The sequence below is a fragment of the Pseudomonas sp. RW3S2 genome, from assembly GCF_014268955.1.
Lineage (GTDB): Bacteria > Pseudomonadota > Gammaproteobacteria > Pseudomonadales > Pseudomonadaceae > Aquipseudomonas > Aquipseudomonas wayambapalatensis.
In genome coordinates this window covers 19,254-42,092 of the sequence record NZ_JABWRM010000003.1, presented here as the reverse complement: position 1 = coordinate 42,092, position 22,839 = coordinate 19,254, and the positions used below count along the sequence as shown (strand labels likewise).

The window sequence follows — 22,839 nt, the reverse complement described above, 5'->3', positions numbered from 1 at the left end:
TTCATGGCGCGCTGCGCTCGAGGCGTCAGCCCTACAGCACTGCTGAAAACACCGAGCCAGTGATCCGTTCGCTGAGCAGTTCCAAGGCCCGCAGCCCCGCCAGCGAGTTGCCTGAGGCGTTCAGCGCCGGTGACCACACGCAGATGCTGTAGCGCCCCGGCACTACCGCGACAATGCCGCCGCCCACTCCACTTTTGCCCGGCAGGCCCACACGGTAGGCGAAGTTACCCGCCTCGTCGTACAGCCCGCTGGTGGCCATGATCGCATTCACCTGTTGCGCCTGGCGCGGGCTGAGCACGTGCTCGCCGCTGTGCGGGCAGTAGCCGCTGTTGGCCAGGAACGCAAAGCCACGGGCGACGTCCACGCAATTCATCGACAGCGCACAATGATGGAAGTAGCTGCGCAGCACGGCGTCGACATCGTTGTGGAAGTTGCCGAACGCTTGCATCAGGTAGGCCATGGCGGCGTTGCGGGCGCGGTGCTGGTATTCGGAGTCGGCCACGACCGGGTCGCTGACGATGCGTGGGTTGGCTGTCAGGCGGCGAACGAAGTCGCGCATCGACAAGGTCGGGGTGGCATAGCGCGACTGGTTGATGTCGCAGATCACCAGCGCGCCGGCATTGATGAAAGGATTGCGTGGGCGACCTTTCTCCACCTCCAGCTGTACCAGCGAGTTGAACGCCTGCCCGGAGGGCTCGTAGCCCAGGCGCGACCAGATATCCTCGCCGCTGTGGTTGATCGCCTGGACCAGGCTGAAGACCTTGGAGATGCTCTGGATCGAGAAGGGCGTATGGGCATCGCCGGCGCAGTGCAACTGGCCGTCCAGGCTCTGTACGGCGATGCCGAGTTGTTGCGGGTCGACCTGGGCGAGGGCGGGAATGTACTGGGCGACCTGGCCCTGGCTGAGCAGCGGGCGGACCTGGTCGAGGATTTCTTGCAGTAATGCTTGCATGGGGGCCTGCGCGGAGCGGGTGATGGGGCTCAGGGGTTGTCTGCTGTACAAGACGAGCGTTGGCGAGGCGGCGACACACCCCGTGAGGTGATCGTCAGCTGGATTTGCCCGAAGGGCGCCTTGTGGATTTGCTTGCACGGGGCGCTGCTTTGCTGCCGGCGGTTTTGCCTTTACCGCTGCTGCGGCGTTTTTTCTTCCAGGGTGCACCCTTGCCACCGGCAGGCAGGGGCGGGCCGCTGATGGTCAGGCGCATTCCCGCGCAGCGTTGCACCAGCTTGCCCATCCAGGCCGATTGCCGGGTGACGAACTCTTCCAGGCTCATTTCGCCGCTCTGCACCATGTCCAGCGCCTGTTCCCAGATCGCGGTGGTGCCGGGGTCGGCGATGGCCCGGGGTACGACGTCGATCAGGCTGAAGGCTGCGGGCGTGGCGGACAGCGCCTTGCCGTTCTTGACCAGGTAGCCGCGGTCGAGCAGGCCCTGGATGATGCTGGCCCGGGTCGCTTCGGTACCGATGCCGGTGGTTTCCTTGAGTTTCTGCTTGAGCTGCGGGTCATCCACCAGCTTGGCGACGTTCTTCATTGCCTTGATCAGGTCGCCCTCGGTGAACGGCTTCGGTGGCTGGGTCCACAGGTCTTTCAGTTGCAGTTCCTGCACCCTGCAGTCGTCGCCCTCGCGCAGTTGCGGCAGGACTTGCGCGGGTGGTGCTTCGCGGCCCTTGGTTGGGGTCAGTGCCTCGGGCAGGGCACGGCGCCAGCCGGGTTCGACGATCTGCTTGCCCACGGCACGCAGGGCGTGGCCGGCACAGTCCAGGTCGGCCTGGGTGCGGTCGTACTCGTGATTGGGCAGGAACTGCGCCAGGTAGCGTGCCCGGATCAGGGTATAGACCGCTTTGTACTTGGGTGGCAGGCGCGCAGGATCGCTGGCGGCTGCGGTGGGGATGATGCCGTGGTGGGCGCTGACCTTGGCGTCGTTCCAGGCGCGGGAGCGGCGGTGCGGCTCCAGGTGCGCCTGCAATGGCGCAAGGCTTGTGTCGGCGCGTTGCAGGGCGGCGAGAATGGCGGGCGCTTCAGCGTGCTGGCTAAGCGGCAGGTAGCCGCAGTCGCTGCGCGGATAGGTGATCAGCTTGTGGGTTTCGTAGAGTGCCTGGGCGATGTCGAGGGTTTCCTGGGCGCCAAGGCCGAATTTCTTCGAGCACAGCTCCTGCAGGGTGCCGAGGTCGAAGGGCAGTGGTGCGGCCTCGCGCACACGCTCGGTCTGTACCTGGAGCACCTGTGCGCTACCTGCGGCCTGCATCTGGGTGGCGGCCTGCTGGGCGAGTGCCTGGTTGAGGCAGCGGCCCTGGTCGTCGCAGGCGTCTTGCGGTGCACGCCATTGGGCGGTGAACAGGTTACCTGTGTGTGCCAGTTGCACTTCGATGGCCCAGAACGGTACGGGCACGAAATCGGCGATGCTGCGGTCGCGGTCCACCACCAGGCGCAGTGTCGGAGTCTGTACCCGCCCAACCGGCAGCACGCCCTGGTAGCCGGATTGGCGGCCAAGCAGGGTGAACAGGCGGCTCATGTTCATGCCGATCAACCAGTCGGCCCGCGAGCGACCAAGGGCGGAATGATAGAGACTGAAGGTTTCGCTGCCGGGGCGCAGGCGCGCCAGCGCCTTGCGGATCGAGGCGTCATCGAGTGCGCAGAGCCACAGGCGCTGGATCGGGCCACGGTAGCGGCAATGCTCGACCAGTTCGCGGGCGATCATCTCGCCTTCGCGATCGGCGTCGGTGGCGATCACCAGCTCCCGGGCCTCGCCGAGCAGACGCTTGACCGCCTTGAACTGGCTGGCGGTCTTGGGCTTGACCAGCATCTTCCATTTTTCCGGAATGATCGGCAGGTCATCGAGCGACCAGCGTTTGTAGCGTGCATCGTAGCTGTCGGGCGGTGCGGTTTCGAGCAGGTGGCCGATGCACCAGGTGACGCAGACATCGGTGCCTTGCCAGCAGCCGTCGGCCTTGCGGTTGGCACCCAGTACCTTGGCGATGTCTTTTGCCTGGGAGGGCTTTTCACACAGAAAAAGGCGCATGGCCGTGAACGCTTCATCGAGGTTGATGGCGACTAGGATGCTCAAGACAGGACGTGCAGGCAAGATTTATCTGTATGCATGTACAGCTTTGTGCCAGGAAATATGTCCGCAGGTTTGGCACGAATGCCTCGGGATCGGGCTTGGATGACCGGCCGGTACCGTGCCAGCTTTGTCGTTCGCCTGCCAGATGTGTCAATGGACGATGTCGCTTGGGGGCCTTCACTCCAACCACAACAAGGAAGTCAGATCATGCCTCTGTTCGATTACCGTCAGCTCGACGGTGCTGCCTCCTACGCGCTCTACAAGGATGCCATGGCCCTGGCGGTCTATGCCTATCATGGTATCGACGACGGTTTCTCTGCTGGCTACCAGAAGCACGGCTTCGGCCTCGGGTTGCCGGCAACTTTGGTCAAGGCCCTGATCGGCGGCACCGACAGCCAGGGCGTGATTCCTGGCATCCCCTGGAATCCCGACTCCGAGGCCAAGGCCCTGGCGCAGGTCAAGGCGGCTGGCTGGACGCCGATCAGCGCCGCACAGTTGGGTTACCAGGGCAAGACCGATGCGCGTGGCACCTTCCATGGCGAGGCGCCGGGCTACACCTCGGCGCAGGTCGAGGTGCTTGGCCGTTATGCAGGCGATGGCCAGCTCATTGGCCTCGGCATCGCCTTTCGTGGCACCAGCGGCCCGCGGGAGAATCTGATTGGCGACACCCTCGGCGATGTCATCAACGACCTGCTGGCAGCGCTGGGGCCAGCCGACTACTCACGCAACTACGCCGGTAATGCTTTCGACCGCCTGCTGGGCGATGTCGCGACGTTCGCCAGGGCCCACGGCTTGTCAGGTGCCGATATCACCGTCAGCGGCCACAGCCTTGGCGGGCTGGCGGTCAACAGCCTGGCCGACCTCAGTGTTTCGCGCTGGGGCGGCTTCTACCAGGATGCCCGCTATGTTGCCTTCGCCTCGCCCACGCAGGCTGCCGATCCCGACAAGGTGCTCAATATCGGTTACGAGAACGATCCTGTATTTCGCGTGCTCGACGGCACGGCGCTGACCTGGGCGACCCTGGGCGTGCACGATGCCGCCAAGCCTTCGACCACTGACAACATCGTCAATTTCAATGACCACTACGCTTCCGACGCGTGGAACCTGCTGCCGTTTTCCATCGGCAATATCGCCACCTGGCTCTCGCACCTGCCGGCAGCCTACGCCGATGGCCTGGGTCGGGTAGTGGATTCGCCGTTCTACCCCTGGACCAGCCGCGACTCCACCGTCGTGGTCAGCAACCTGTCCGACGCCACCCGCGGCTCGACCTGGGTACAGGACCTCAATCGCAACGCCGAGCCGCACTCCGGCAGTACCTTCATTGTCGGTTCGGCCCAGGACGACCTGATCCGCGGTGGGCGCGGCAACGACTACCTGTATGGCGGTGCTGGCAATGACACTTTTCGCGACGACGGCGGGTTCAACCTGATAGACGGTGGCGCCGGGCATGACACCCTGCACCTGGGAGATGCACTGGCGCGCTTCTCGGTCGCCCGGGATGGCGAGGGTACGCTGTATGTGCGCGATGCCGATGGAGGGATCAGCCAGGTGCGCAATATCGAGTCGCTGGTGAGCAAGGAAAGCAGCCTGGTGTTCTTCAGCAAGGACGTCAGTCACGCCGTGACCGCCAATGGGCTGCTCAGCAGCGGCAAGCTGGACCCCTATGCCCTGTCGGTCAGCGGTGGGCAAGGTAATGACCAGTTGGTGGCGGGCAACCAAGGGCAGTGGCTGTTCGGCCTGGGCGGCGATGATCGTCTGGTGGGTGGGGCAGGCAACGATGTGCTGGTGGGCGGCGCGGGGAATGATGTGTTGAGTGGCGGCGGTGGGCGGGACACCTTTCTGTTCAGCGGGCACTTCGGGCAGGACCGGGTGCTGGATTTCACCGGCCAGGACCGGTTGGTGTTCATGGGCGTGGAAGGCGGGACGGCAGTGCCGGATTGGCGTGACCACCTGAGTCGGGTGGGGGATGATCTGGTGCTGACGTTCGGGCGCGATAGCGTGACGTTGGTGGGGATCGCGGGGCAGGGGGTGGGGGATGGGCAGATCGTGATTGGCTGAGCAAGGGTGGGGCTGCGCTGCGGCCCAATCGCGGGCAAGACCGGTCCCACAGGCCCTCCGCGCCGTTCAGAGCAGCGGTGAAGCTGTGGGAGCGGGCTTGCCCGCGATTGGGCCGGCAGCGCCGGCCCTTTCCGATCAGGCGATCTCGCGCGAATCGCGAACCATGTCCACGTGCGGAATGCCGGCCTCTAGGAACTCTTCGCTGACCACCTTGAAGCCCAGGCGCTCGTAGAAGGGCGTAGCGTGTACCTGGGCGCTGAGCATCTGCTGCTTGAGGTCCCGGTTCTGCGCTTCGATGATGACCGCGTTCATCAACGCGTCACCGACTTTCAAGCCGCGCCAGTCCTTGAGCACCGACACTCGACCGATGGTGCCGTCTGGCAACAGGCGCGCGGTGCCGATCGGATAGTCACCTTCCATGGCCAGGAAATGCACGGCGGTGGGGTCTTCGGCATCGAACTCCAGCTCCGGCGGCACGTGCTGCTCGGCGACGAACACCGCGCTGCGGATACGGTGGATATCGGCGTTGTCTTTATGCCAGTCGGCGAGGCGAACGCGGATCTTATTCATTGGCAAATCCCAGGCTTCCTTGTTGGACCAGCTGGCAGACCAGCGTCAGGCCCTCTTCATCTGCGAGCCACTCTACAAGGTTTTCGCTGTGCAGGGCGTCGGCTGAACAAATCAGTTGCAAAAGAGCGCGCAGGTGACCGGACAGCAGGCGGCTCTGGCCGCTGGCGAACAGCAGCAGGTTGTCATCGACTTCCGACCAGGCCAGGCGCGCGCTCGGGTTGCGCACCAGGATCGCGCCCTGTTCGAGATAATTGATCAGCTCTTCCTCGCTCAGCGCTTCGCCTGCAACCTGCTCGGGGTAGCGCGGCTCGGTCATGAACTGGCCGAACCAGGTCAGCAGCAAGCGCTCGTCACCCATGTGCTCGGCCAGCAGGGCCTTGAGGCGGTCGAGGGCATCGTGCTGAATCTGGTGCGGATCGCTGACAGGTTGGGCGTCGGCGTCGCTGTAGCGCTCCTCGTCAGGCAGGAACTGGCTGAGGAAGTCGGTGAAGTGGGTCAGCACTTCGGCAGCGCTTGGCGCGCGGAAGCCGACCGAGTAGGTCAGGCAGTCATCCACGGCCACGCCGTAGTGGGCCAGGCGCGGCGGCAGGTAGAGCATGTCGCCCGGCTCAAGGGTCCACTCGTCGCTCTGCTCGAAGTCGGCGAGGATGCGCAGGTCGGCGTGCTCGATCAGCGGGCTGTCGCTGTTGCACATCTGGCCAACTTTCCAGTTGCGCTTGCCGTGGCCTTGCAGCAGGAATACGTCGTAGTTGTCGAAGTGCGGGCCGACGCTGCCACCAGGGGCGGCGAAGCTGATCATCACATCGTCGATACGCCAGCTGGGCAGGAAGCGGAAATTTTCCAGCAGCTCGGCCACTTCCGGGACGAACTGGTCCACGGCTTGTACCAGCAGGGTCCAGTCACGCTCGGGCAGGGTGGCGAAGGTGTCTTCCTCGAACGGGCCGCGACGCAGCTCCCAGGGGCGCTCGCCGTGCTCCAGCACCAGGCGCGATTCGACCTCTTCTTCCAGGGCCAGGCCGGCCAGTTCGTCCGGATCGATCGGGCTTTCGAAGTCGGTGAAGGCCTGGCGCACCAGCAGGGGCTTCTTCTGCCAGTAGTCGCGCAGGAATTCACGAGCGGTGAGGCCGCCAAGCAGCTGCAGTGGAGTATCAGGATTCATGTTCAACCTATTGAAAAAACGTAATTTTCGTCCGGGAATAAAAACGCCCGGCTGAGCCGGGCGTTGTACGCAGGGCGCAGATTAGATGCGTTTGGCCTGGGCGGCTGCGTTGCCGATGTAGGTGGCGGGGGTGAGCAGCTTGAGCTCGGCCTTGGCGTCGGCCGGCATGTCCAGGGCGTCGATGAAGGTCAGCAGCGCTTCTGGGGTGATGCCCTTGCCACGGGTCAGCTCCTTGAGCTTCTCGTAGGGGTTCTCGATGTTGAAGCGGCGCATGACGGTCTGGATTGGCTCGGCCAGTACTTCCCAGCAAGCGTCGAGGTCGGCGGCGATGCGCGCTTCGTTGACTTCCAGCTTGCCGATGCCCTTCAGGCTGGCTTCATAGGCGATGACGCTATGGGCGAAGCCCACGCCCAGGTTGCGCAGCACGGTGGAATCGGTCAGGTCGCGCTGCCAGCGCGAGATCGGCAGCTTGCTGGCCAGGTGCTGGAACAGCGCGTTGGCGATACCGAGGTTGCCTTCGGAGTTCTCGAAGTCGATCGGGTTGACCTTGTGCGGCATGGTCGAGGAGCCGATTTCGCCAGCGACTGTCTTCTGCTTGAAGTAGCCCAGCGAAATGTAGCCCCAGACGTCGCGGTCGAAGTCGATGAGGATGGTGTTGAAGCGCGCGATCGCATCGAACAGCTCGGCGATGTAGTCGTGCGGTTCGATCTGGGTGGTGTACGGGTTGAACTGCAGGCCCAGTTCGTCTTTGATGAAGGCGCGGGCGTTCTGCTCCCAGTCGATCTGCGAGTAGGCCGACAGGTGGGCGTTGTAGTTGCCCACGGCGCCGTTGATCTTGCCCAGCAGCGGCACGGCGGCGACCTGAGCGATCTGACGCTCCAGGCGGTAGACGACGTTGGCCAGCTCTTTGCCCAGGGTGGTCGGCGAGGCCGGCTGGCCGTGGGTGCGCGACAGCATCGGCACGTCGGCGTGAGCGTGGGCCAGGGCGCGGATGGCGTCGGCGATCTGGCGCATCAGCGGCAGCAGCACCTCGTCACGGCCGGCGCGCAGCATCAGGGCGTGGGACAGGTTGTTGATGTCCTCGCTGGTGCAGGCGAAGTGGATGAACTCGCTGACCTTGGCCAGCTCGGGCAGCTTGGCGGCCTGCTCCTTGAGGAGGTATTCGATCGCCTTGACGTCGTGGTTGGTGGTGCGCTCGATTTCTTTCACGCGCTCGGCGTGCTCGAGCTTGAAGTCGGTCGCCAGACTGTCCAGCAGGGCGTTGGCTTCGGCGGAGAACGCCGGCACTTCGCCGATCTGCGGGTGGGCGGCCAGACGCTGCAACCAGCGCACTTCGACCAGGGCGCGGAAACGGATCAGGCCGAATTCGCTGAAGATGGGGCGCAAGGCCTGGGTTTTGCCGGCGTAACGGCCGTCTACAGGGGAAACCGCAGTGAGCGAAGAGAGCTGCATGGGGTGTTCTCGGACAGTCAGGCTTTTGGAAGGGCGCATATCATACATGAAAATTGCGCCTGGGTCGGGTGGCTGACCAAAGGTCGGCCGTCGAAACGCGTGTCGCGGTTCCTGTGGGAGCGGGCTTGCCCGCGAATGCGGCGGTGAATCCGGCATCGCATTCGCGGGCAAGCCCGCTCCTACAGGTCAGGAAGGCGCACGCATCATGTCGTACAGTTCATTGAGCAACTTGCGGCGGCTGAACACCAACTGCCAGCGATGCCCGCCCAACTGGCGCCACAGGCGGGCGGCGCGGATGCCTGCCAGCAGCAGGGCACGAATCTTCGAGGCGTTGCTGGCCTGCTGCAGGAAGCGCATGTCGCCGTGTACCTGGATGCGCTGACGCAGGGTGCTCAGGGTGTCCTGGTACAAGGCTCCGCTGGAAGCGATGACATTTTCGTGAACCAGGCCGAAATGATCGGCTTGCGACTGGATCTGCGGCAGGCGATTGCCGATGGTGTCGAGCAGGTCGCCACGCTTGGCCAGCTGGCGCTCCAGACCCAGCATGGACAGTGCGTAGCGCAGCGGCTCGCGTTGCAGGCTGCTGGGGTCGCGCTCCAGGGCGCCGACCAGTGCACGGTAGCCGTCGCGCAGGTTCAGGTCGTCGCCGCCGAACACTTCCAGGGTGTTGTTCGGGTCGCGTACCAGCAGGCTGCCGAGCATGCAGCCGATATTGGCTTCGCTGGCCTGCCCGGTGCGGGCGATACGATCGACCAGCACCGCGGCCTGGAACACGCCACCAAGGGCGATCAGTTGCTCCTGCAGATTGCTCATGCGCGTGGGCTCCACGGCTCCGCGCTCTCGATCACGCCGCCGCCCAGGCACACTTCGCCGTCATAGAACACTACGGATTGACCCGGCGTCACAGCGCGTTGTGGCTCGTCGAACACTGCGCGGTAGCCGTTCGCGGTGCGTTCCAGGGTGCAGTGCTGGTCGCTCTGGCGGTAGCGCACCTTGGCGGTGAGTCGGCGTGGGCTGCTCAGGTCGACTGGGTTGACCCAGAAGATGTCCGAGGCGAGCAGGGCGCGGGAGAACAGCCAAGGATGTTCGTTGCCCTGGCCCACCACCAGCACATTGCGCGCCAGGTCTTTTTCCAGCACGTACCAGGGTTCGTCGCCGGCGTCTTTCAGGCCGCCAATGCCCAGGCCCTGGCGCTGGCCGATGGTGTGGTACATCAGGCCGTGGTGCTGGCCGATCACTTCGCCGTCGGTGGTCTGGATCTCGCCGGGTTGGGCGGGCAGGTACTGCTTGAGGAAGTCGCTGAAGCGGCGCTCGCCGATGAAGCAGATGCCGGTGGAGTCTTTCTTCTTCGCCGTGGCCAGGCCGTTTTTCTCGGCGATGGCGCGTACCTCGGGCTTTTCCAGCTCGCCAACGGGGAACAGGGTGCGGGCGATTTCCGCGCCGCCCACGGCATGCAGGAAGTAGCTCTGGTCCTTGTTCGGGTCCAGGCCCTTGAGCAGTTCGGTCAGCTCGCCGGTATCACGGCGGCGTACGTAGTGGCCGGTGGCAATCAGGTCGGCACCCAACGACAGGGCGTAGTCCAGGAAGGCCTTGAACTTGATTTCGCGGTTGCAGAGGATGTCCGGGTTGGGGGTACGGCCGGCTTTGTACTCTTCGAGGAAGTGCTCGAACACGTTGTCCCAGTACTCGGCAGCGAAGTTGGCGGTGTGCAGCTTGATGCCGATGCGATCGCACACGGCCTGGGCATCGGCCAGGTCTTCGCGGGCGGTGCAGTACTCGGTGCCGTCGTCCTCCTCCCAGTTCTTCATGAACAGACCTTCCACCTGGTAGCCCTGCTCCATGAGCAGAAGGGCGGAGACGGAAGAGTCCACGCCGCCGGACATGCCGACGATGACGCGGGTCCTGGAGGGGTCTTTGGGTGCTGGGCTGGTCATGGCTACCGATGTGTATCTGGGGGAAAAATTCCGATTCTATCAGGACGGCGCATCCGCGTCAGTCGCGCAGCAGCGAGAGGCTGTGCAGCGGGCCTGCCAGATAGTCGTCAAGGCAGCGTGGCACCAGCTCGCTGCGCCAGCGTGCGGGATCGGCCAGCAGCTCGTCGCGGGTCAGCCACAGGGCGCGGGTGATGTCGCTGTCCAGGGCACGCTTGGGGTGGTGGCGCAGGGGGCGGGCGGCGAAGCAGATACGCTGATAGGTCACGCCGTTGCTCGGCGCAGTGTAGAGGTAGATGCCGACCAGGCCGGTCAATTCGACCTCCCAGGCGGTTTCCTCGAGGGTTTCGCGCAGGGCAGCCTGGGGTAGCGTCTCGTTGGCCTCGAGATGGCCGGCGGGCTGGTTGAACACGTGCTGGCCGGCCTTGAACTCTTCGACGAAGAGGAACTTGCCGTCCTGTTCGACGATGGTGGCGACGGTGATGTGAGGTTGCCAGGTCATGAACAGCTCCATAAGGCTGGTACGGACCCTGTAGGAGCGGGTTCCCGTAGGCCGCTAGACATCTTTTATCCAGAAAGCACAAACCCCGGTGCGTGGCCGGGGTTTGTGCTGTTACTTCAAGCGAACCTTACAGGGCGGCGATGGCGCTGTTCAGGGTCTGGCTTGGGCGCATCACCTTGGCGGTCAGCTCGGCATCGGGGGCGTAGTAGCCACCGATGTCGGCCGGCTTGCCCTGGACGGCGTTGAGCTCGGCGACGATGGTCGCTTCGTTCTCGGTCAGGGTCTTGGCCAGTGGTGCGAAGCGTGCCTGCAGGGCAGCGTCGTCGCTCTGGGCAGCCAGGGCCTGGGCCCAGTAAAGGGTCAGGTAGAAGTGGCTGCCGCGGTTGTCGATACCGCCGACCTTGCGCGAAGGCGACTTGTTGGTGTCGAGGAACTTGCCGGTGGCCTGGTCCAGGGTATTGGCCAGGACCTTGGCGCGTGGGTTGTCGTAGGTGTTGCCCAAGTGCTCGAGCGAGGCGGCCAGGGCCAGGAATTCACCCAGCGAGTCCCAACGCAGGAAGTTCTCTTCGACCAACTGTTGCACGTGCTTGGGTGCCGAACCGCCGGCGCCGGTCTCGAACAGGCCACCGCCGTTCATCAGCGGCACGATCGACAGCATCTTGGCGCTGGTGCCCAGTTCCATGATCGGGAACAGGTCGGTGAGGTAGTCGCGCAGCACGTTGCCGGTCACCGAGATGGTGTCCTTGCCTTCGCGGATGCGAGCCAGGGAGAACTTGATGGCGTCGACCGGGGCCAGGACGCGGATGTCCAGGCCAGTGGTGTCGTGGTCCTTCAGGTACTTCTGGACCTTCTCGATCATCACACCGTCGTGGGCACGAGCCGGGTCCAGCCAGAACACCGCCGGAGTGTTGCTCAGGCGGGCGCGGTTGACAGCCAGTTTCACCCAATCCTGGATCGGTGCGTCCTTGGTCTGGCACATGCGGAAGATGTCACCGGCTTCGACGCTCTGTTCCAGAACGACGTTGCCCTTGCCATCGACCACGCGCACGACGCCGTCGGCCTTGATCTGGAAGGTCTTGTCGTGGGAGCCGTACTCTTCGGCTTTCTGCGCCATCAGGCCAACGTTCGGCACGCTGCCCATGGTGGTCGGATCGAAGGCGCCGTTTTTCTTGCAGTCTTCGATGGTGGCCTGGTAGATGCCGGCGTAGCAGCGGTCCGGGATGATCGCCTTGGCATCTTGCAGCTCGCCTGCGGTGTTCCACATCTTGCCCGAGTCGCGGATCATCGCTGGCATCGAGGCGTCGACGATGACGTCGCTCGGTACGTGCAGGTTGGTGATGCCCTTGTCGGAGTTGACCATGGCCAGGGCTGGACGCTCGGCGTACAGGGCCTGGATGTCGGCTTCGATCTCGGCCTGCTTGTCGGCTGGCAGGTCCTTGATGCGGGCATACAGGTCGCCGATGCCGTTGTTGGCGTTGAAGCCCACTTCAGCCAGCGCAGCCGCGTGCTTGGTCAGCACGTCGTTGTAGAACTCTTCGACGATGACGCCGAACATGATCGGGTCGGAAACCTTCATCATGGTGGCTTTCAGGTGCACCGACAGCAGTACGCCAGAAGCCTTGGCATCGGCGATCTGCTCGGCGATGAAGGCTTTCAGGGCCTTGCGGCTCAGGGTGGCGCAGTCGATGACTTCGGCGGCCTTGACGGCGGTTTTCTCTTTCAGGACGGTGGTGGAACCGTCCTTGGCGACCAGTTCGATGCGCAGGCTGTCGTCAGCCTCGATCAGTGCGGCTTTCTCGCTGCCGTAGAAGTCGCCCTGGGTCATGTGGGCAACGTGCGACTTGGAGTCGGCGGCCCAGGCACCCATCTTGTGCGGGTGCTTGCGTGCGTAGTTCTTGACCGACAGCGGTGCACGACGGTCGGAGTTGCCTTCGCGCAGTACCGGGTTCACGGCGCTGCCCTTGATGCGGTCGTAGCGCGCGCGGGACTCTTTCTCTTCGGCGGTGGCCGGCTCGTCGGCGTAGTCGGGGATGTTGAAGCCCTTGGCCTGCAGTTCCTTGATCGCCGCCTTCAGCTGTGGAACCGAAGCGGAGATGTTCGGCAGCTTGATGATGTTGGCTTCAGGGGTGGTGGCCAGCTGACCCAGTTCCGCCAGGTGATCGCCTACCTGCTTCTCTGCGCCCAGTTGCTCCGGGAACGCCGCGAGGATACGGCCAGCCAGGGAAATGTCACGGGTTTCGACAGCGATGTCAGCCGAAGCGGTGAAGGCTTCGATGATCGGCAGCAGCGAGTAGGTGGCGAGGGCGGGGGCTTCGTCGGTGAAGGTGTAGATGATCTTGGAACGGGTGGGCATGCGGGTTAACTCTCTATGTGCTGAGCGTACTCGAGTCTCGAGGTGCGCAGGGTAGGCGCTTCGCCCTGGCGACGCCATGAGCGGATGGTCGAGAGGCTGCGAGCGGTGATGGTGGATGCATCAGTCGAGCGTCAAATGCTGGGATGCGGTAACAGCCCAGGCTTTCTGGCCTTTCCTGGCCGAGGGCGAGCCGCATTTTCCAAGGGTTCGCCCCGATGACCCTGCGGTCAGGGCCGGAGTATATCAAACCCTTTGGGCTAATCAGCAAGGCGAAGTGATATCGACGCCTTTATAAGACCAAAGATGTACGGGCAATGTGGCGTGATGCCGCAGGTGCCGGGGCTGTCCGGCTTGCAGGTCGGCGGATGTGGTTTAGGCTGATTGGATCGCATGATGTCCAACCACACCCGACAGCGGAGTAGTGCAAGCATGGGATACCAGAAAATCAAGGTTCCGACGGATGGCGCCAAGATCACCGTCAATGCAGACCATTCGCTCAACGTTCCCGATAACCCGATCATCCCCTACATCGAGGGCGACGGCATCGGTGTCGATGTCTCTCCGGTCATGATCAAGGTGGTGGATGCCGCCGTGCAGAAGGCCTATGGCGGCAAGCGCAAGATCGCCTGGATGGAGGTGTACGCCGGCGAGAAGGCCACTCAGGTCTATGACCAGGATACCTGGCTGCCCCAGGAAACCCTCGATGCGGTGCGCGACTACGTGGTGTCGATCAAGGGGCCACTGACCACGCCGGTTGGCGGCGGTATCCGCTCGCTGAACGTCGCCCTGCGCCAGCAGCTCGACCTGTACGTCTGCCTGCGCCCGGTGCTGTGGTTCCAGGGCGTGCCCAGTCCGGTGAAGAAGCCTGGCGATGTCGACATGGTGATCTTTCGCGAGAACTCCGAGGATATCTACGCCGGTATCGAGTGGAAGGCCGGCTCGCCGGAGGCGAACAAGGTGATCAAGTTCCTGAAGGAGGAAATGGGCGTCACCAAGATCCGTTTCGACCAGGACTGCGGCATCGGGGTCAAGCCGGTCTCCCGCGAAGGCACCAAGCGCCTGGTGCGCAAGGCCCTGCAGTACGTGGTGGACAACGATCGCGAGTCGCTGACCCTGGTGCACAAGGGCAACATCATGAAATTCACCGAGGGTGCGTTCAAGGACTGGGGCTACGAAGTGGCGAAGGACGAGTTCGGCGCCGAGCTGCTCGATGGCGGCCCGTGGATGAAGTTCCGCAATCCGAAGACGGGGCGCGAGGTCATCGTCAAGGACGCCATTGCCGATGCCATGCTCCAGCAGATCCTGCTGCGTCCGGCCGAGTATGACGTGATCGCCACGCTCAACCTCAATGGCGACTACCTGTCCGACGCGCTGGCGGCGGAGGTGGGCGGCATCGGCATTGCGCCGGGTGCGAACCTTTCCGATACCGTGGCGATGTTCGAGGCGACCCACGGGACGGCGCCCAAGTATGCCGGGCAGGACAAGGTCAATCCGGGGTCAGTGATCCTGTCTGCCGAAATGATGCTGCGGCACATGGGCTGGACCGAAGCGGCCGACCTGATCATCAAGGGCACCAACGGCGCAATCGCCGCCAAGACCGTGACCTACGACTTCGAGCGCCTGATGGACGGCGCCAGGCTGGTGAGCAGCTCGGGTTTCGGTGATGAGATGATCAAGCACATGTGAGGTAACAAAAAAAACCGGCCGCTCCTTGTATAAAGAAGCGGCCGGTTTTTTCGTATACGGCAGAAGGTAAGGGGTCAGGCCTCGGCTGTCCGGCTCGCTTGAGGGCTGTCAGCTGTGGCGCCGGCGTTTTTGATATTGACCGCGTGCAGTCCCTTGGGGCCTTGGACGATGTCGAAGGATACGCTCTGGCCGGCCTTCAATGTCTTGTAGCCGTCCATCTGGATCGCCGAGTAGTGGGCGAACAGATCGTCTGTCTTGCCCTCTTCGTTGATGAACCCATAGCCCTTGGCATTGTTGAACCACTTGACTTTACCGCTTGCCATCCCTACGTCCCTCTGCAAAGGACTCCATCACTGGAGTATCATCCACTTCATCCGCATACGAACCGTGCGAAAAATCTGGTTGACTGCGCGGATCTTTATAGACCACGGTGGGTTCTTATTGGTTGTAACACCGTTTTGCCGATAGTCAAGGTCATGCGGCGGCCGCTCCTGCGGTGACTGCGCGGTCAATCCATTACCCTAACCTGTCGATATGATGAAATTCTTTCCATGCATGCACTCAGGCAGATTCGACTAACATTCAATCAGGATCATCCGAAGTCCGATGAGGACGACGGTGCAGGTCTGGCAGTGCAGGAAGCCAAGCCGATCCTGCAGGCGCCACCGATGTACAAGGTGGTTTTGTTCAACGATGACTACACACCGATGGATTTCGTCGTCGAAGTGCTCGAGACGTTCTTCAGTCTGAACCGCGAGCTGGCGACCAAGATCATGCTGACCGTCCATACCGAAGGGCGGGCAGTGTGCGGATTGTTTACCCGGGACATCGCCGAGACCAAGGCCATGCAGGTCAATCAATACGCAAGAGAAAGCCAGCATCCGCTACTCTGTGAAATCGAGAAGGACGGTTAATCGCCGACCACTTGGGTATGAGGTGAAGCTATGTTAAACCGCGAGCTCGAAGTCACCCTCAATCTGGCCTTCAAGGAGGCCCGTTCGAAGCGTCATGAATTCATGACCGTCGAACACCTGTTGCTGGCACTCCTTGACAATGAGGCCGCCGCGACCGTTCTGCGCGCCTGTGGCGCCAATCTCGACAAGCTCAAGCATGACCTGCAGGAGTTCATCGATTCGACCACGCCACTGATTCCCGTCCACGACGAGGACCGCGAAACCCAGCCTACGCTCGGTTTCCAGCGTGTGCTGCAGCGCGCCGTTTTCCACGTGCAAAGCTCCGGCAAGCGTGAAGTGACCGGCGCCAATGTGCTGGTGGCGATCTTCAGCGAACAGGAAAGCCAGGCCGTGTTCCTGCTCAAGCAGCAGAGCGTGGCGCGCATCGATGTGGTCAACTACATCGCCCATGGCATCTCCAAGGTGCCGGGGCACGGTCCGCATACCGACAGCGACCAGGAAATGCAGGATGAGGAAGGGGGCGAGGCGTCCTCGTCCAGCAACCCGCTGGACGCCTATGCCAGCAACCTCAATGAACTGGCCCGTGCCGGTCGTATCGATCCGTTGGTGGGGCGTGAGCAGGAGGTCGAGCGCGTCGCGCAGATCCTGGCCCGCCGTCGCAAGAACAACCCGCTTCTGGTCGGTGAGGCGGGTGTCGGCAAGACTGCCATCGCCGAAGGCCTGGCCAAGCGCATCGTCGATGGCCAGGTGCCCGACCTGTTGGCACAGAGCGTTGTCTACTCGCTCGACCTGGGTGCCCTGCTGGCCGGCACCAAGTACCGCGGCGATTTCGAGAAGCGCTTCAAGGCGCTGCTGGGTGAGCTGCGCAAGCGGCCGCAGGCGATCCTGTTCATCGACGAGATTCACACCATCATTGGTGCCGGCGCGGCATCCGGTGGGGTGATGGATGCGTCCAACCTGCTCAAACCGTTGCTGTCCTCCGGAGATATCCGCTGCATCGGTTCGACCACCTTCCAGGAGTTCCGTGGCATCTTCGAGAAGGACCGTGCGCTGGCGCGGCGTTTCCAGAAGGTCGATGTCAGCGAGCCGTCGGTGGAAGATACCGTGGGTATCCTGCGAGGCCTGAAGGGGCGTTTCGAAAGCCACCACAACATCGAGTACAGTGATGAGGCCCTGCGTGCAGCTGCGGAGTTGGCTGCCCGCTACATCAACGATCGGCACATGCCGGACAAAGCCATCGACGTGATCGACGAGGCGGGTGCCTATCAGCGCCTGCAGCCGGAAGCCAGCCGGGTCAAGCGCATTGAGGTGCCGCAGGTCGAGGACATCGTCGCCAAGATCGCGCGGATTCCGCCGAAGCACGTCACCAGTTCCGACAAGGAACTGCTGCGCAACCTGGAGCGTGACCTCAAGCTGACCGTGTTCGGCCAGGATGCGGCGATCGACTCGCTGTCCACCGCCATCAAACTGTCGCGTGCAGGCCTGAAGGCACCGGACAAGCCAGTTGGTTCGTTCCTGTTCGCAGGGCCTACCGGTGTCGGCAAGACCGAGGCTGCGCGTCAGTTGGCCAAGGCGCTTGGGGTGGAGCTTGTGCGCTTCGACATGTCCGAGTATATGGAGCGCCACACCGTGTCGCGACTGATCGGCGCGCCGCCCGGCTATGTCGGTTTCGACCAGGGCGGTCTGCTGACCGAGGCGATTACCAAGCAACCACACTGCGTGCTGCTGCTCGATGAAATCGAGAAGGCCCACCCTGAAGTCTTCAACCTGCTGCTGCAGGTGATGGACCACGGTACGCTGACCGACAACAACGGGCGCAAGGCAGACTTCCGCAATGTGATCCTGATCATGACCACCAACGCGGGTGCCGAAACCGCGGCGCGAGCCTCGATCGGCTTCACCCAGCAGGACCACACGTCCGATGCCATGGAAGTCATCCGCAAGAGCTTCACGCCGGAGTTCCGCAACCGTCTGGACACTATCATCCAGTTCGGCCGCCTGAGCCACGAGACGATCAAGAGTATCGTCGACAAGTTCCTCATCGAACTGCAGGCTCAGCTGGAAGACAAGCGCGTGTTGCTGGAGGTCAGTGACGAGGCGCGCGGCTGGCTGGCCGTCAAGGGCTACGACGTGCAGATGGGGGCGCGACCGATGGCGCGACTCATCCAGGACAAGATCAAGCGGCCTCTGGCCGAAGAGATCCTGTTCGGCGAGTTGTCCGAGCACGGTGGCGTGGTGCATGTCGAGTTGCGTGACGGTGAACTGGTCTTCGACTTCGAGACCACGGCCGAGGTTGCGTGACAGCTGTGCCTGCGCAGGCAGCTGCCTTGTTCAAAATTCAAAGGCTGGCCCAATCCCTGTGGGAGCGGGCTTGTCCCGCGAACACGGGCGTAGCCCGTGCCAGGCAGCTCGGTGTCTTTTTCGCAGGCGGGCACGCTCCTGCAGCCCTGTGAAGCCGCTCCTTGCGATTGCGCAGATACAAAAAAGCCCGGCACATTGGCCGGGCTTTTTCATGGCTGGAGCTTAGCGCGCACGGTAAGTGATGCGGCCCTTGCTCAGGTCGTACGGCGTCAGTTCGACGCGGACCTTGTCGCCAGTGAGAATGCGGATGTAGTTCTTGCGCATCTTGCCGGAGATGTGCGCGGTAACGACGTGCCCGTTTTCCAACTCCACGCGGAACATGGTGTTGGGCAGGGTGTCGACGACAGTGCCTTCCATTTCGAAGCTGTCTTCTTTCGACATGCAGTAAAGCCCTCGGTATCCAGAGATGGCCCGACGCACGACTGCACCGGGCAAAAAAGTGGCGTGGATTATGCCCGAAAACTGTGTTTCAAGCCAATGCTTTCAGTTGAGGCTGACCCAACGCTGGTTGATCAGCAATTCGATGGGGCGATACTGGGTCTTGTAGTTCATCTTCTTGCAGTTCTTGATCCAGTAGCCCAGGTAGACCGCCTCGAGATTCTGCCGCAGTGCCTCGGTGATTTGCCAGAGAATGGCAAAGCGCCCCAGGCTGCGACGTTCTTCATCGGGCTCGTAGAAGGTGTAGACCGCCGAAAGGCCGTTAGGCAGCAGGTCGCACACGGCGATCGCCAGCAGGCGGCCTTCGAGGCGGAACTCGTAGAACCAGCAGAATGGCAGGTCGCGCACCAGAAAGGTGGAGAACTGGTCGCGGCTGGGCGGGTACATGTCGCCATCCGAGTGGCGCTGTTCGATGTAGCGTCGATACAGGTCGAAGTACTCTTCCTTGAACGCCGGGCGCGCAGCAGTGACGGTGAGGTCGGCGTTGCGCTTGAGGATGCGCCGCTGCTGGCGGTTAGGGATGAAGCGTGCTGCAGGGATGCGAGCCGGTACGCAGGCATTGCAATTCTGGCAGTGCGGGCGGTAGAGATGATCGCCGCTGCGACGAAAACCCATTTCCGAAAGGTCGGCGTACACATGTACGTCCATCGGCTGGCTAGGGTCCAGGAACAGCGTGGTCGCCTGCTCCTCCGGCAGATAGCTGCAGGAGTGAGGTTGAGTGGCATAGAACTTCAACCGCGCCAACTCTGTCATGATTGACCCCTCGGCAAGACGTTGTCTTAAGTGTATGCCAGCAATGGGAACTCGCCTAGCGAACCCAGGTTGCCTTGCAGGGCTGGTCGAGGTGGCGCGCGAGGTAGCGGGCGAACTCGGCGCGGCTGATGGCACGGGCGCCGAGGCTGTGCAGATGGTTGGTCGGCATCTGGCAGTCGATCAGGGCAAAGCCAGCCTGGCGCAGGTGCTCGACCAGGGTGGCGAAGCCGACCTTCGAAGCGTTGTCGGCGCGACTGAACATGGACTCTCCGAAGAACAGCTGGCCCATGGCCAGGCCATACAGGCCGCCGACCAGCTCGCCATCCTGGCGCACCTCCACCGAATGGGCGATGCCGCGTCGATGCAATTCACAGTAGGCGGCCCGCATGCTGTCGGTAATCCAGGTGCCGTCAGCATAGTCGCGGGGTGCGGCGCAAGCGGCGATGACCCGTTCGAAGTCGCTGTCGAAAGTGACCTGGTAGCGGCCCTGGCGTATGAGCTTGGCCAGTGAGCGCGAAACGTGCAGCTCGTCCGGGAACAGCACGGTGCGCGGATCCGGTGACCACCAGAGGATGGGCTGGCCGTCCTGATACCAGGGGAAGCAGCCATGGCGATAGGCCTGAACCAGGCGCTCGGGCGTCAGGTCGCCACCGGCGGCGAGCAGGCCGTTGGGCTCGTGCAGGGCTTTTTCCAGGGGCGGGAAGGTCAGCGAGTCGCGGGTCAGCCAGGTGAGCATGGTCTTTCGGCGGTGGGGGAGGGGAGCGGGCAGCATGGCGGCTGCAAGAAGTGTGGTCAACGTCTGGTCTTGTGCTGCCTGGGGGAGGTTGCCGGCGGCCAGGGTTGGTCCCTGCCCGTCATGCCTGGTTTTGGCGCAGCGTTTGAGGCGGTTTCCTACGCATTAGTGAGCCATCCGGCACCAACCCGGACATTTGCTGTCATACCTGTGCAAAAATACAGCATAAGCCTTTGTCACAGAACAAAATGCATGCTCAAATTGCACCCATGGAAATCGGCCCTCTGTTCATGTGCCATGCGGCGTGCCGCCATGGCGGCGGGCGGGCAGTAATGATAAAAGTAGTGGTTCGTCGGCCAGTCATCGGCTCGATCACTATTTAACGCGCAGCGAGCGCAGGAATAGACGCGTTTTGAAGAAATCCACCGCAACCCCGACCCCTTTGCCCGTGCCGTTGTGGCGCCAGCAGTTGCATTACCGCCTCAAGGAGGGCGCGCTGATCGCCGTCGGTGCCCTGTGCCTGTATCTGTGGATGGCGCTGCTGACCTACGACACCTCCGACCCAAGCTTCAGCCACACCAGCAACGTCGACCAGGTGCAGAATGCTGCCGGTCGCGCCGGTGCCTTCTTCGCCGACATCCTGTTCATGGTGCTCGGCTACTTCGCCTACATTTTCCCGTTGCTGCTGGCAATCAAGACCTGGCAGATCTTTCGCGAGCGCCACCAGCCCTGGCAGTGGAGCGGCTGGTTGTTCTCCTGGCGCCTGATCGGCCTGGTATTCCTGGTGTTGTCGGGCGCGGCGCTGGCGCATATCCATTTCCACCCTCCCGCGAGCATGCCGTTCTCCGCTGGCGGCGCCCTGGGTGAAAGCCTGGGCGACCTGGCGCGCAACCTGCTGAACGTGCAGGGCAGCACGCTGATGTTCATCGCCCTGTTCCTGTTCGGCCTGACCGTGTTCACCGACCTTTCGTGGTTCAAGGTCATGGACCTCACCGGCAAGATCACCCTCGACCTGTTCGAACTGGTGCAAGGTGCGGCCAACCGCTGGTGGGAGGCGCGCAACGAGCGCAAACGCCTGGTGGCGCAACTGCGCGAGGTGGACGACCAGGTCGATGAAGTGGTCGCCCCTGTGGTTACGGACAAGCGCGAGCAGGTCAAGGCCCGCGAGCGCATCATCGAGCGCGACGAGGCCCTGACCAAGCATGTGGCCCAGCGCGAGCAACAGCCGGCGCCAGTGATCAATATCCCGGCCCCGGTCAAGGCGCCCGAACCGAGCAAGCGGGTGATGAAGGAGAAGCAGGCACCGTTGTTCGTCGACAGCGCCGTGGAAGGCACGCTGCCGTCGATCTCCATCCTCGACCCGGCCGAGCAGAAGAAAATCGAGTATTCGCCCGAGTCGCTGGCCGGCGTCGGTCATCTACTGGAAATCAAGCTGAAGGAGTTCGGTGTCGAGGTGTCGGTGGACTCCATCCATCCGGGCCCGGTGATTACTCGATACGAAATCCAGCCGGCTGCAGGTGTCAAGGTCAGCCGCATCGCCAACCTGGCGAAGGACCTGGCGCGTTCGCTGGCAGTGACCAGCGTGCGGGTGGTCGAGGTGATTCCCGGCAAGACCACCGTGGGCATCGAGATTCCCAACGAGAACCGTCAGATGGTGAGGTTCTCCGAGGTCCTGTCCTCGTCTCAATACGACGAAGCCAAGTCGCCGGTAGCCCTGGCGCTGGGGCATGACATCGGCGGCAAGCCCGTGATCACCGATCTGGCCAAGATGCCGCACTTGCTGGTGGCCGGTACTACCGGTTCCGGTAAATCGGTGGGTGTGAACGCGATGATCCTGTCGATCCTGTTCAAGTCCGGCCCCGAAGATGCGCGGCTGATCATGATCGACCCGAAGATGCTCGAACTGTCGATCTACGAAGGCATTCCGCACCTGCTGTGCCCGGTGGTCACCGACATGAAGGACGCCGCCAACGCCCTGCGCTGGAGCGTCGCCGAGATGGAGCGCCGCTACAAGCTGATGGCCGCCATGGGCGTGCGTAACCTGGCGGGCTTCAACCGCAAGATCAAGGATGCCCAGGAAGCGGGCGAGGTTATCCACGATCCGCTGTACCGCCGCGAGAGCATGGAAGACGAGCCGCCGACGCTGAAAACCCTGCCGACCATCGTGGTCATCGTCGACGAGTTCGCCGACATGATGATGATCGTCGGCAAGAAGGTCGAAGAGCTGATCGCCCGAATCGCCCAAAAGGCGCGGGCGGCGGGTATTCACCTGATTCTCGCTACCCAGCGTCCATCGGTCGATGTGATCACCGGTCTGATCAAGGCCAACATTCCTACCCGCATGGCGTTCCAGGTGTCGAGCAAGATCGACTCGCGGACCATCATCGACCAGGGCGGTGCCGAACAGTTGCTCGGCCACGGTGACATGCTCTACATGCCACCGGGTACCAGCCTGCCGATCCGGGTCCATGGTGCGTTCGTATCCGACGATGAAGTGCACCGTGTGGTCGAAGCCTGGAAGCTGCGGGGGGCGCCGGACTACAACGACGACATCCTCAACGGCGTCGAAGAGGCTGGCAGCGGCTTCGAAGGTGGCGGCGGCGGTGGCGATGGCGACGATGCGGAAACCGACGCCCTGTACGACGAAGCGGTGCAGTTCGTGCTTGAAAGCCGTCGTGCATCGATTTCAGCGGTACAGCGCAAGCTCAAGATCGGCTACAACCGTGCCGCGCGGATGATCGAGGCGATGGAGATGGCCGGTGTGGTCACTCCGATGAACAGCAACGGCTCGCGGGAAGTGATTGCCCCAGGTGGCCCGCGCGATTGATGATCACTTTGTCGGGCGCCAACGACGGCGTCCGGCCTAT

At 62.9% G+C, this 22,839-nt stretch carries 18 protein-coding genes; 5 read left to right on the top strand and 13 right to left on the bottom strand.

Going from position 1 to position 22,839, the window contains the following annotated elements; translation table 11 throughout:
- Window positions 1-31: 31 nt before the first annotated feature.
- Both glsB and HU748_RS05500 read right to left on the bottom strand, forming a co-directional pair.
- Complete coding sequence (glsB, locus tag HU748_RS05505; protein ID WP_186669433.1) at window positions 32-952, bottom strand: glutaminase B; 921 nt, start codon at window positions 950-952, stop codon at window positions 32-34.
- 94 nt (window positions 953-1,046) lie between these two features.
- Window positions 1,047-3,020, bottom strand: coding sequence for a DNA topoisomerase III (locus HU748_RS05500; RefSeq protein ID WP_186719811.1), 1,974 nt, complete (start codon window positions 3,018-3,020; stop codon window positions 1,047-1,049).
- A 249-nt stretch (window positions 3,021-3,269) separates the two neighbouring features.
- Here HU748_RS05500 and HU748_RS05495 point away from each other — a divergent pair, with 249 nt between their 5' ends.
- Window positions 3,270-5,120, top strand: coding sequence for a polyurethanase (locus HU748_RS05495; RefSeq protein WP_186719581.1), 1,851 nt, complete (start codon window positions 3,270-3,272; stop codon window positions 5,118-5,120).
- Between the two features lie 135 nt (window positions 5,121-5,255).
- On the opposite strand, the gene HU748_RS05490 is transcribed toward HU748_RS05495, so the two are convergent.
- The 7 genes from HU748_RS05490 to HU748_RS05460 all read right to left on the bottom strand — a co-directional run bounded on the left by HU748_RS05490 (window position 5,256) and on the right by HU748_RS05460 (window position 13,087).
- Window positions 5,256-5,690 carry a GNAT family N-acetyltransferase gene (locus HU748_RS05490; protein WP_054892342.1) on the bottom strand — a complete coding sequence of 145 codons (435 nt, stop codon included), beginning with the start codon at window positions 5,688-5,690 and terminating at the stop codon, window positions 5,256-5,258.
- The gene (locus tag HU748_RS05485) at window positions 5,683-6,849 is read right to left on the bottom strand and encodes a cupin domain-containing protein (protein ID WP_186708643.1); all 1,167 of its coding nucleotides are present in this window, start codon (window positions 6,847-6,849) and stop codon (window positions 5,683-5,685) included. The genes HU748_RS05490 and HU748_RS05485 overlap by 8 nt, the downstream gene beginning before the upstream one ends.
- A gap of 81 nt (window positions 6,850-6,930) precedes the next feature.
- Window positions 6,931-8,301, bottom strand: a complete 1,371-nt coding sequence (gene purB / locus HU748_RS05480; protein ID WP_186719579.1) for an adenylosuccinate lyase — start codon at window positions 8,299-8,301, stop codon at window positions 6,931-6,933.
- A gap of 186 nt (window positions 8,302-8,487) precedes the next feature.
- Entirely contained in the window at window positions 8,488-9,114 is a 627-nt protein-coding gene (hflD, locus tag HU748_RS05475; protein WP_186669842.1) for a high frequency lysogenization protein HflD, read from the bottom strand.
- Window positions 9,111-10,235, bottom strand: coding sequence for a tRNA 2-thiouridine(34) synthase MnmA (mnmA, locus tag HU748_RS05470; RefSeq protein ID WP_186708645.1), 1,125 nt, complete (start codon window positions 10,233-10,235; stop codon window positions 9,111-9,113). Before mnmA ends, hflD begins: the two co-directional genes overlap by 4 nt.
- Window positions 10,236-10,293: 58 nt before the next feature.
- Window positions 10,294-10,734, bottom strand: a complete 441-nt coding sequence (locus HU748_RS05465) for an NUDIX hydrolase (RefSeq protein WP_186719577.1) — start codon at window positions 10,732-10,734, stop codon at window positions 10,294-10,296.
- A gap of 127 nt (window positions 10,735-10,861) precedes the next feature.
- Window positions 10,862-13,087, bottom strand: a complete 2,226-nt coding sequence (locus HU748_RS05460) for an NADP-dependent isocitrate dehydrogenase (protein ID WP_186669839.1) — start codon at window positions 13,085-13,087, stop codon at window positions 10,862-10,864.
- Window positions 13,088-13,516: 429 nt separating this feature from the next.
- On the opposite strand from HU748_RS05460, the gene icd reads away from it, so the two are divergent.
- Window positions 13,517-14,773: an NADP-dependent isocitrate dehydrogenase gene (gene icd, locus HU748_RS05455; protein ID WP_186669838.1), complete on the top strand. Its 1,257-nt coding sequence runs from the start codon at window positions 13,517-13,519 to the stop codon at window positions 14,771-14,773.
- 74 nt (window positions 14,774-14,847) lie between these two features.
- Here icd and cspD read toward each other — a convergent pair whose 3' ends face one another.
- Window positions 14,848-15,096 (bottom strand): cold shock domain-containing protein CspD, encoded by a 249-nt coding sequence (cspD, locus tag HU748_RS05450; protein WP_186669837.1) that lies wholly within the window; start codon window positions 15,094-15,096, stop codon window positions 14,848-14,850.
- A gap of 228 nt (window positions 15,097-15,324) precedes the next feature.
- On the opposite strand from cspD, the gene clpS reads away from it, so the two are divergent.
- Both clpS and clpA read left to right on the top strand, forming a co-directional pair.
- The gene (clpS, locus tag HU748_RS05445) at window positions 15,325-15,687 is read left to right on the top strand and encodes an ATP-dependent Clp protease adapter ClpS (protein WP_054892333.1); all 363 of its coding nucleotides are present in this window, start codon (window positions 15,325-15,327) and stop codon (window positions 15,685-15,687) included.
- Between the two features lie 30 nt (window positions 15,688-15,717).
- Entirely contained in the window at window positions 15,718-17,988 is a 2,271-nt protein-coding gene (gene clpA / locus HU748_RS05440) for an ATP-dependent Clp protease ATP-binding subunit ClpA (RefSeq protein ID WP_186669836.1), read from the top strand.
- Window positions 17,989-18,210: 222 nt separating this feature from the next.
- Here the strand turns inward: clpA and infA are convergent, their stop codons facing one another.
- The 3 genes from infA to aat all read right to left on the bottom strand — a co-directional run bounded on the left by infA (window position 18,211) and on the right by aat (window position 19,975).
- Window positions 18,211-18,429, bottom strand: coding sequence for a translation initiation factor IF-1 (gene infA / locus HU748_RS05435; RefSeq protein WP_002553999.1), 219 nt, complete (start codon window positions 18,427-18,429; stop codon window positions 18,211-18,213).
- A 102-nt stretch (window positions 18,430-18,531) separates the two neighbouring features.
- On the bottom strand, window positions 18,532-19,239 hold the full coding sequence (locus tag HU748_RS05430) for an arginyltransferase (RefSeq protein WP_186669834.1): 708 nt from the start codon (window positions 19,237-19,239) through the stop codon (window positions 18,532-18,534).
- 55 nt (window positions 19,240-19,294) lie between these two features.
- Window positions 19,295-19,975 (bottom strand): leucyl/phenylalanyl-tRNA--protein transferase, encoded by a 681-nt coding sequence (aat, locus tag HU748_RS05425; RefSeq protein ID WP_186669832.1) that lies wholly within the window; start codon window positions 19,973-19,975, stop codon window positions 19,295-19,297.
- A 409-nt stretch (window positions 19,976-20,384) separates the two neighbouring features.
- Here aat and ftsK point away from each other — a divergent pair, with 409 nt between their 5' ends.
- Window positions 20,385-22,799, top strand: a complete 2,415-nt coding sequence (ftsK, locus tag HU748_RS05420) for a DNA translocase FtsK (protein ID WP_186669830.1) — start codon at window positions 20,385-20,387, stop codon at window positions 22,797-22,799.
- The last annotated feature ends 40 nt before the right edge of the window (window positions 22,800-22,839 follow it).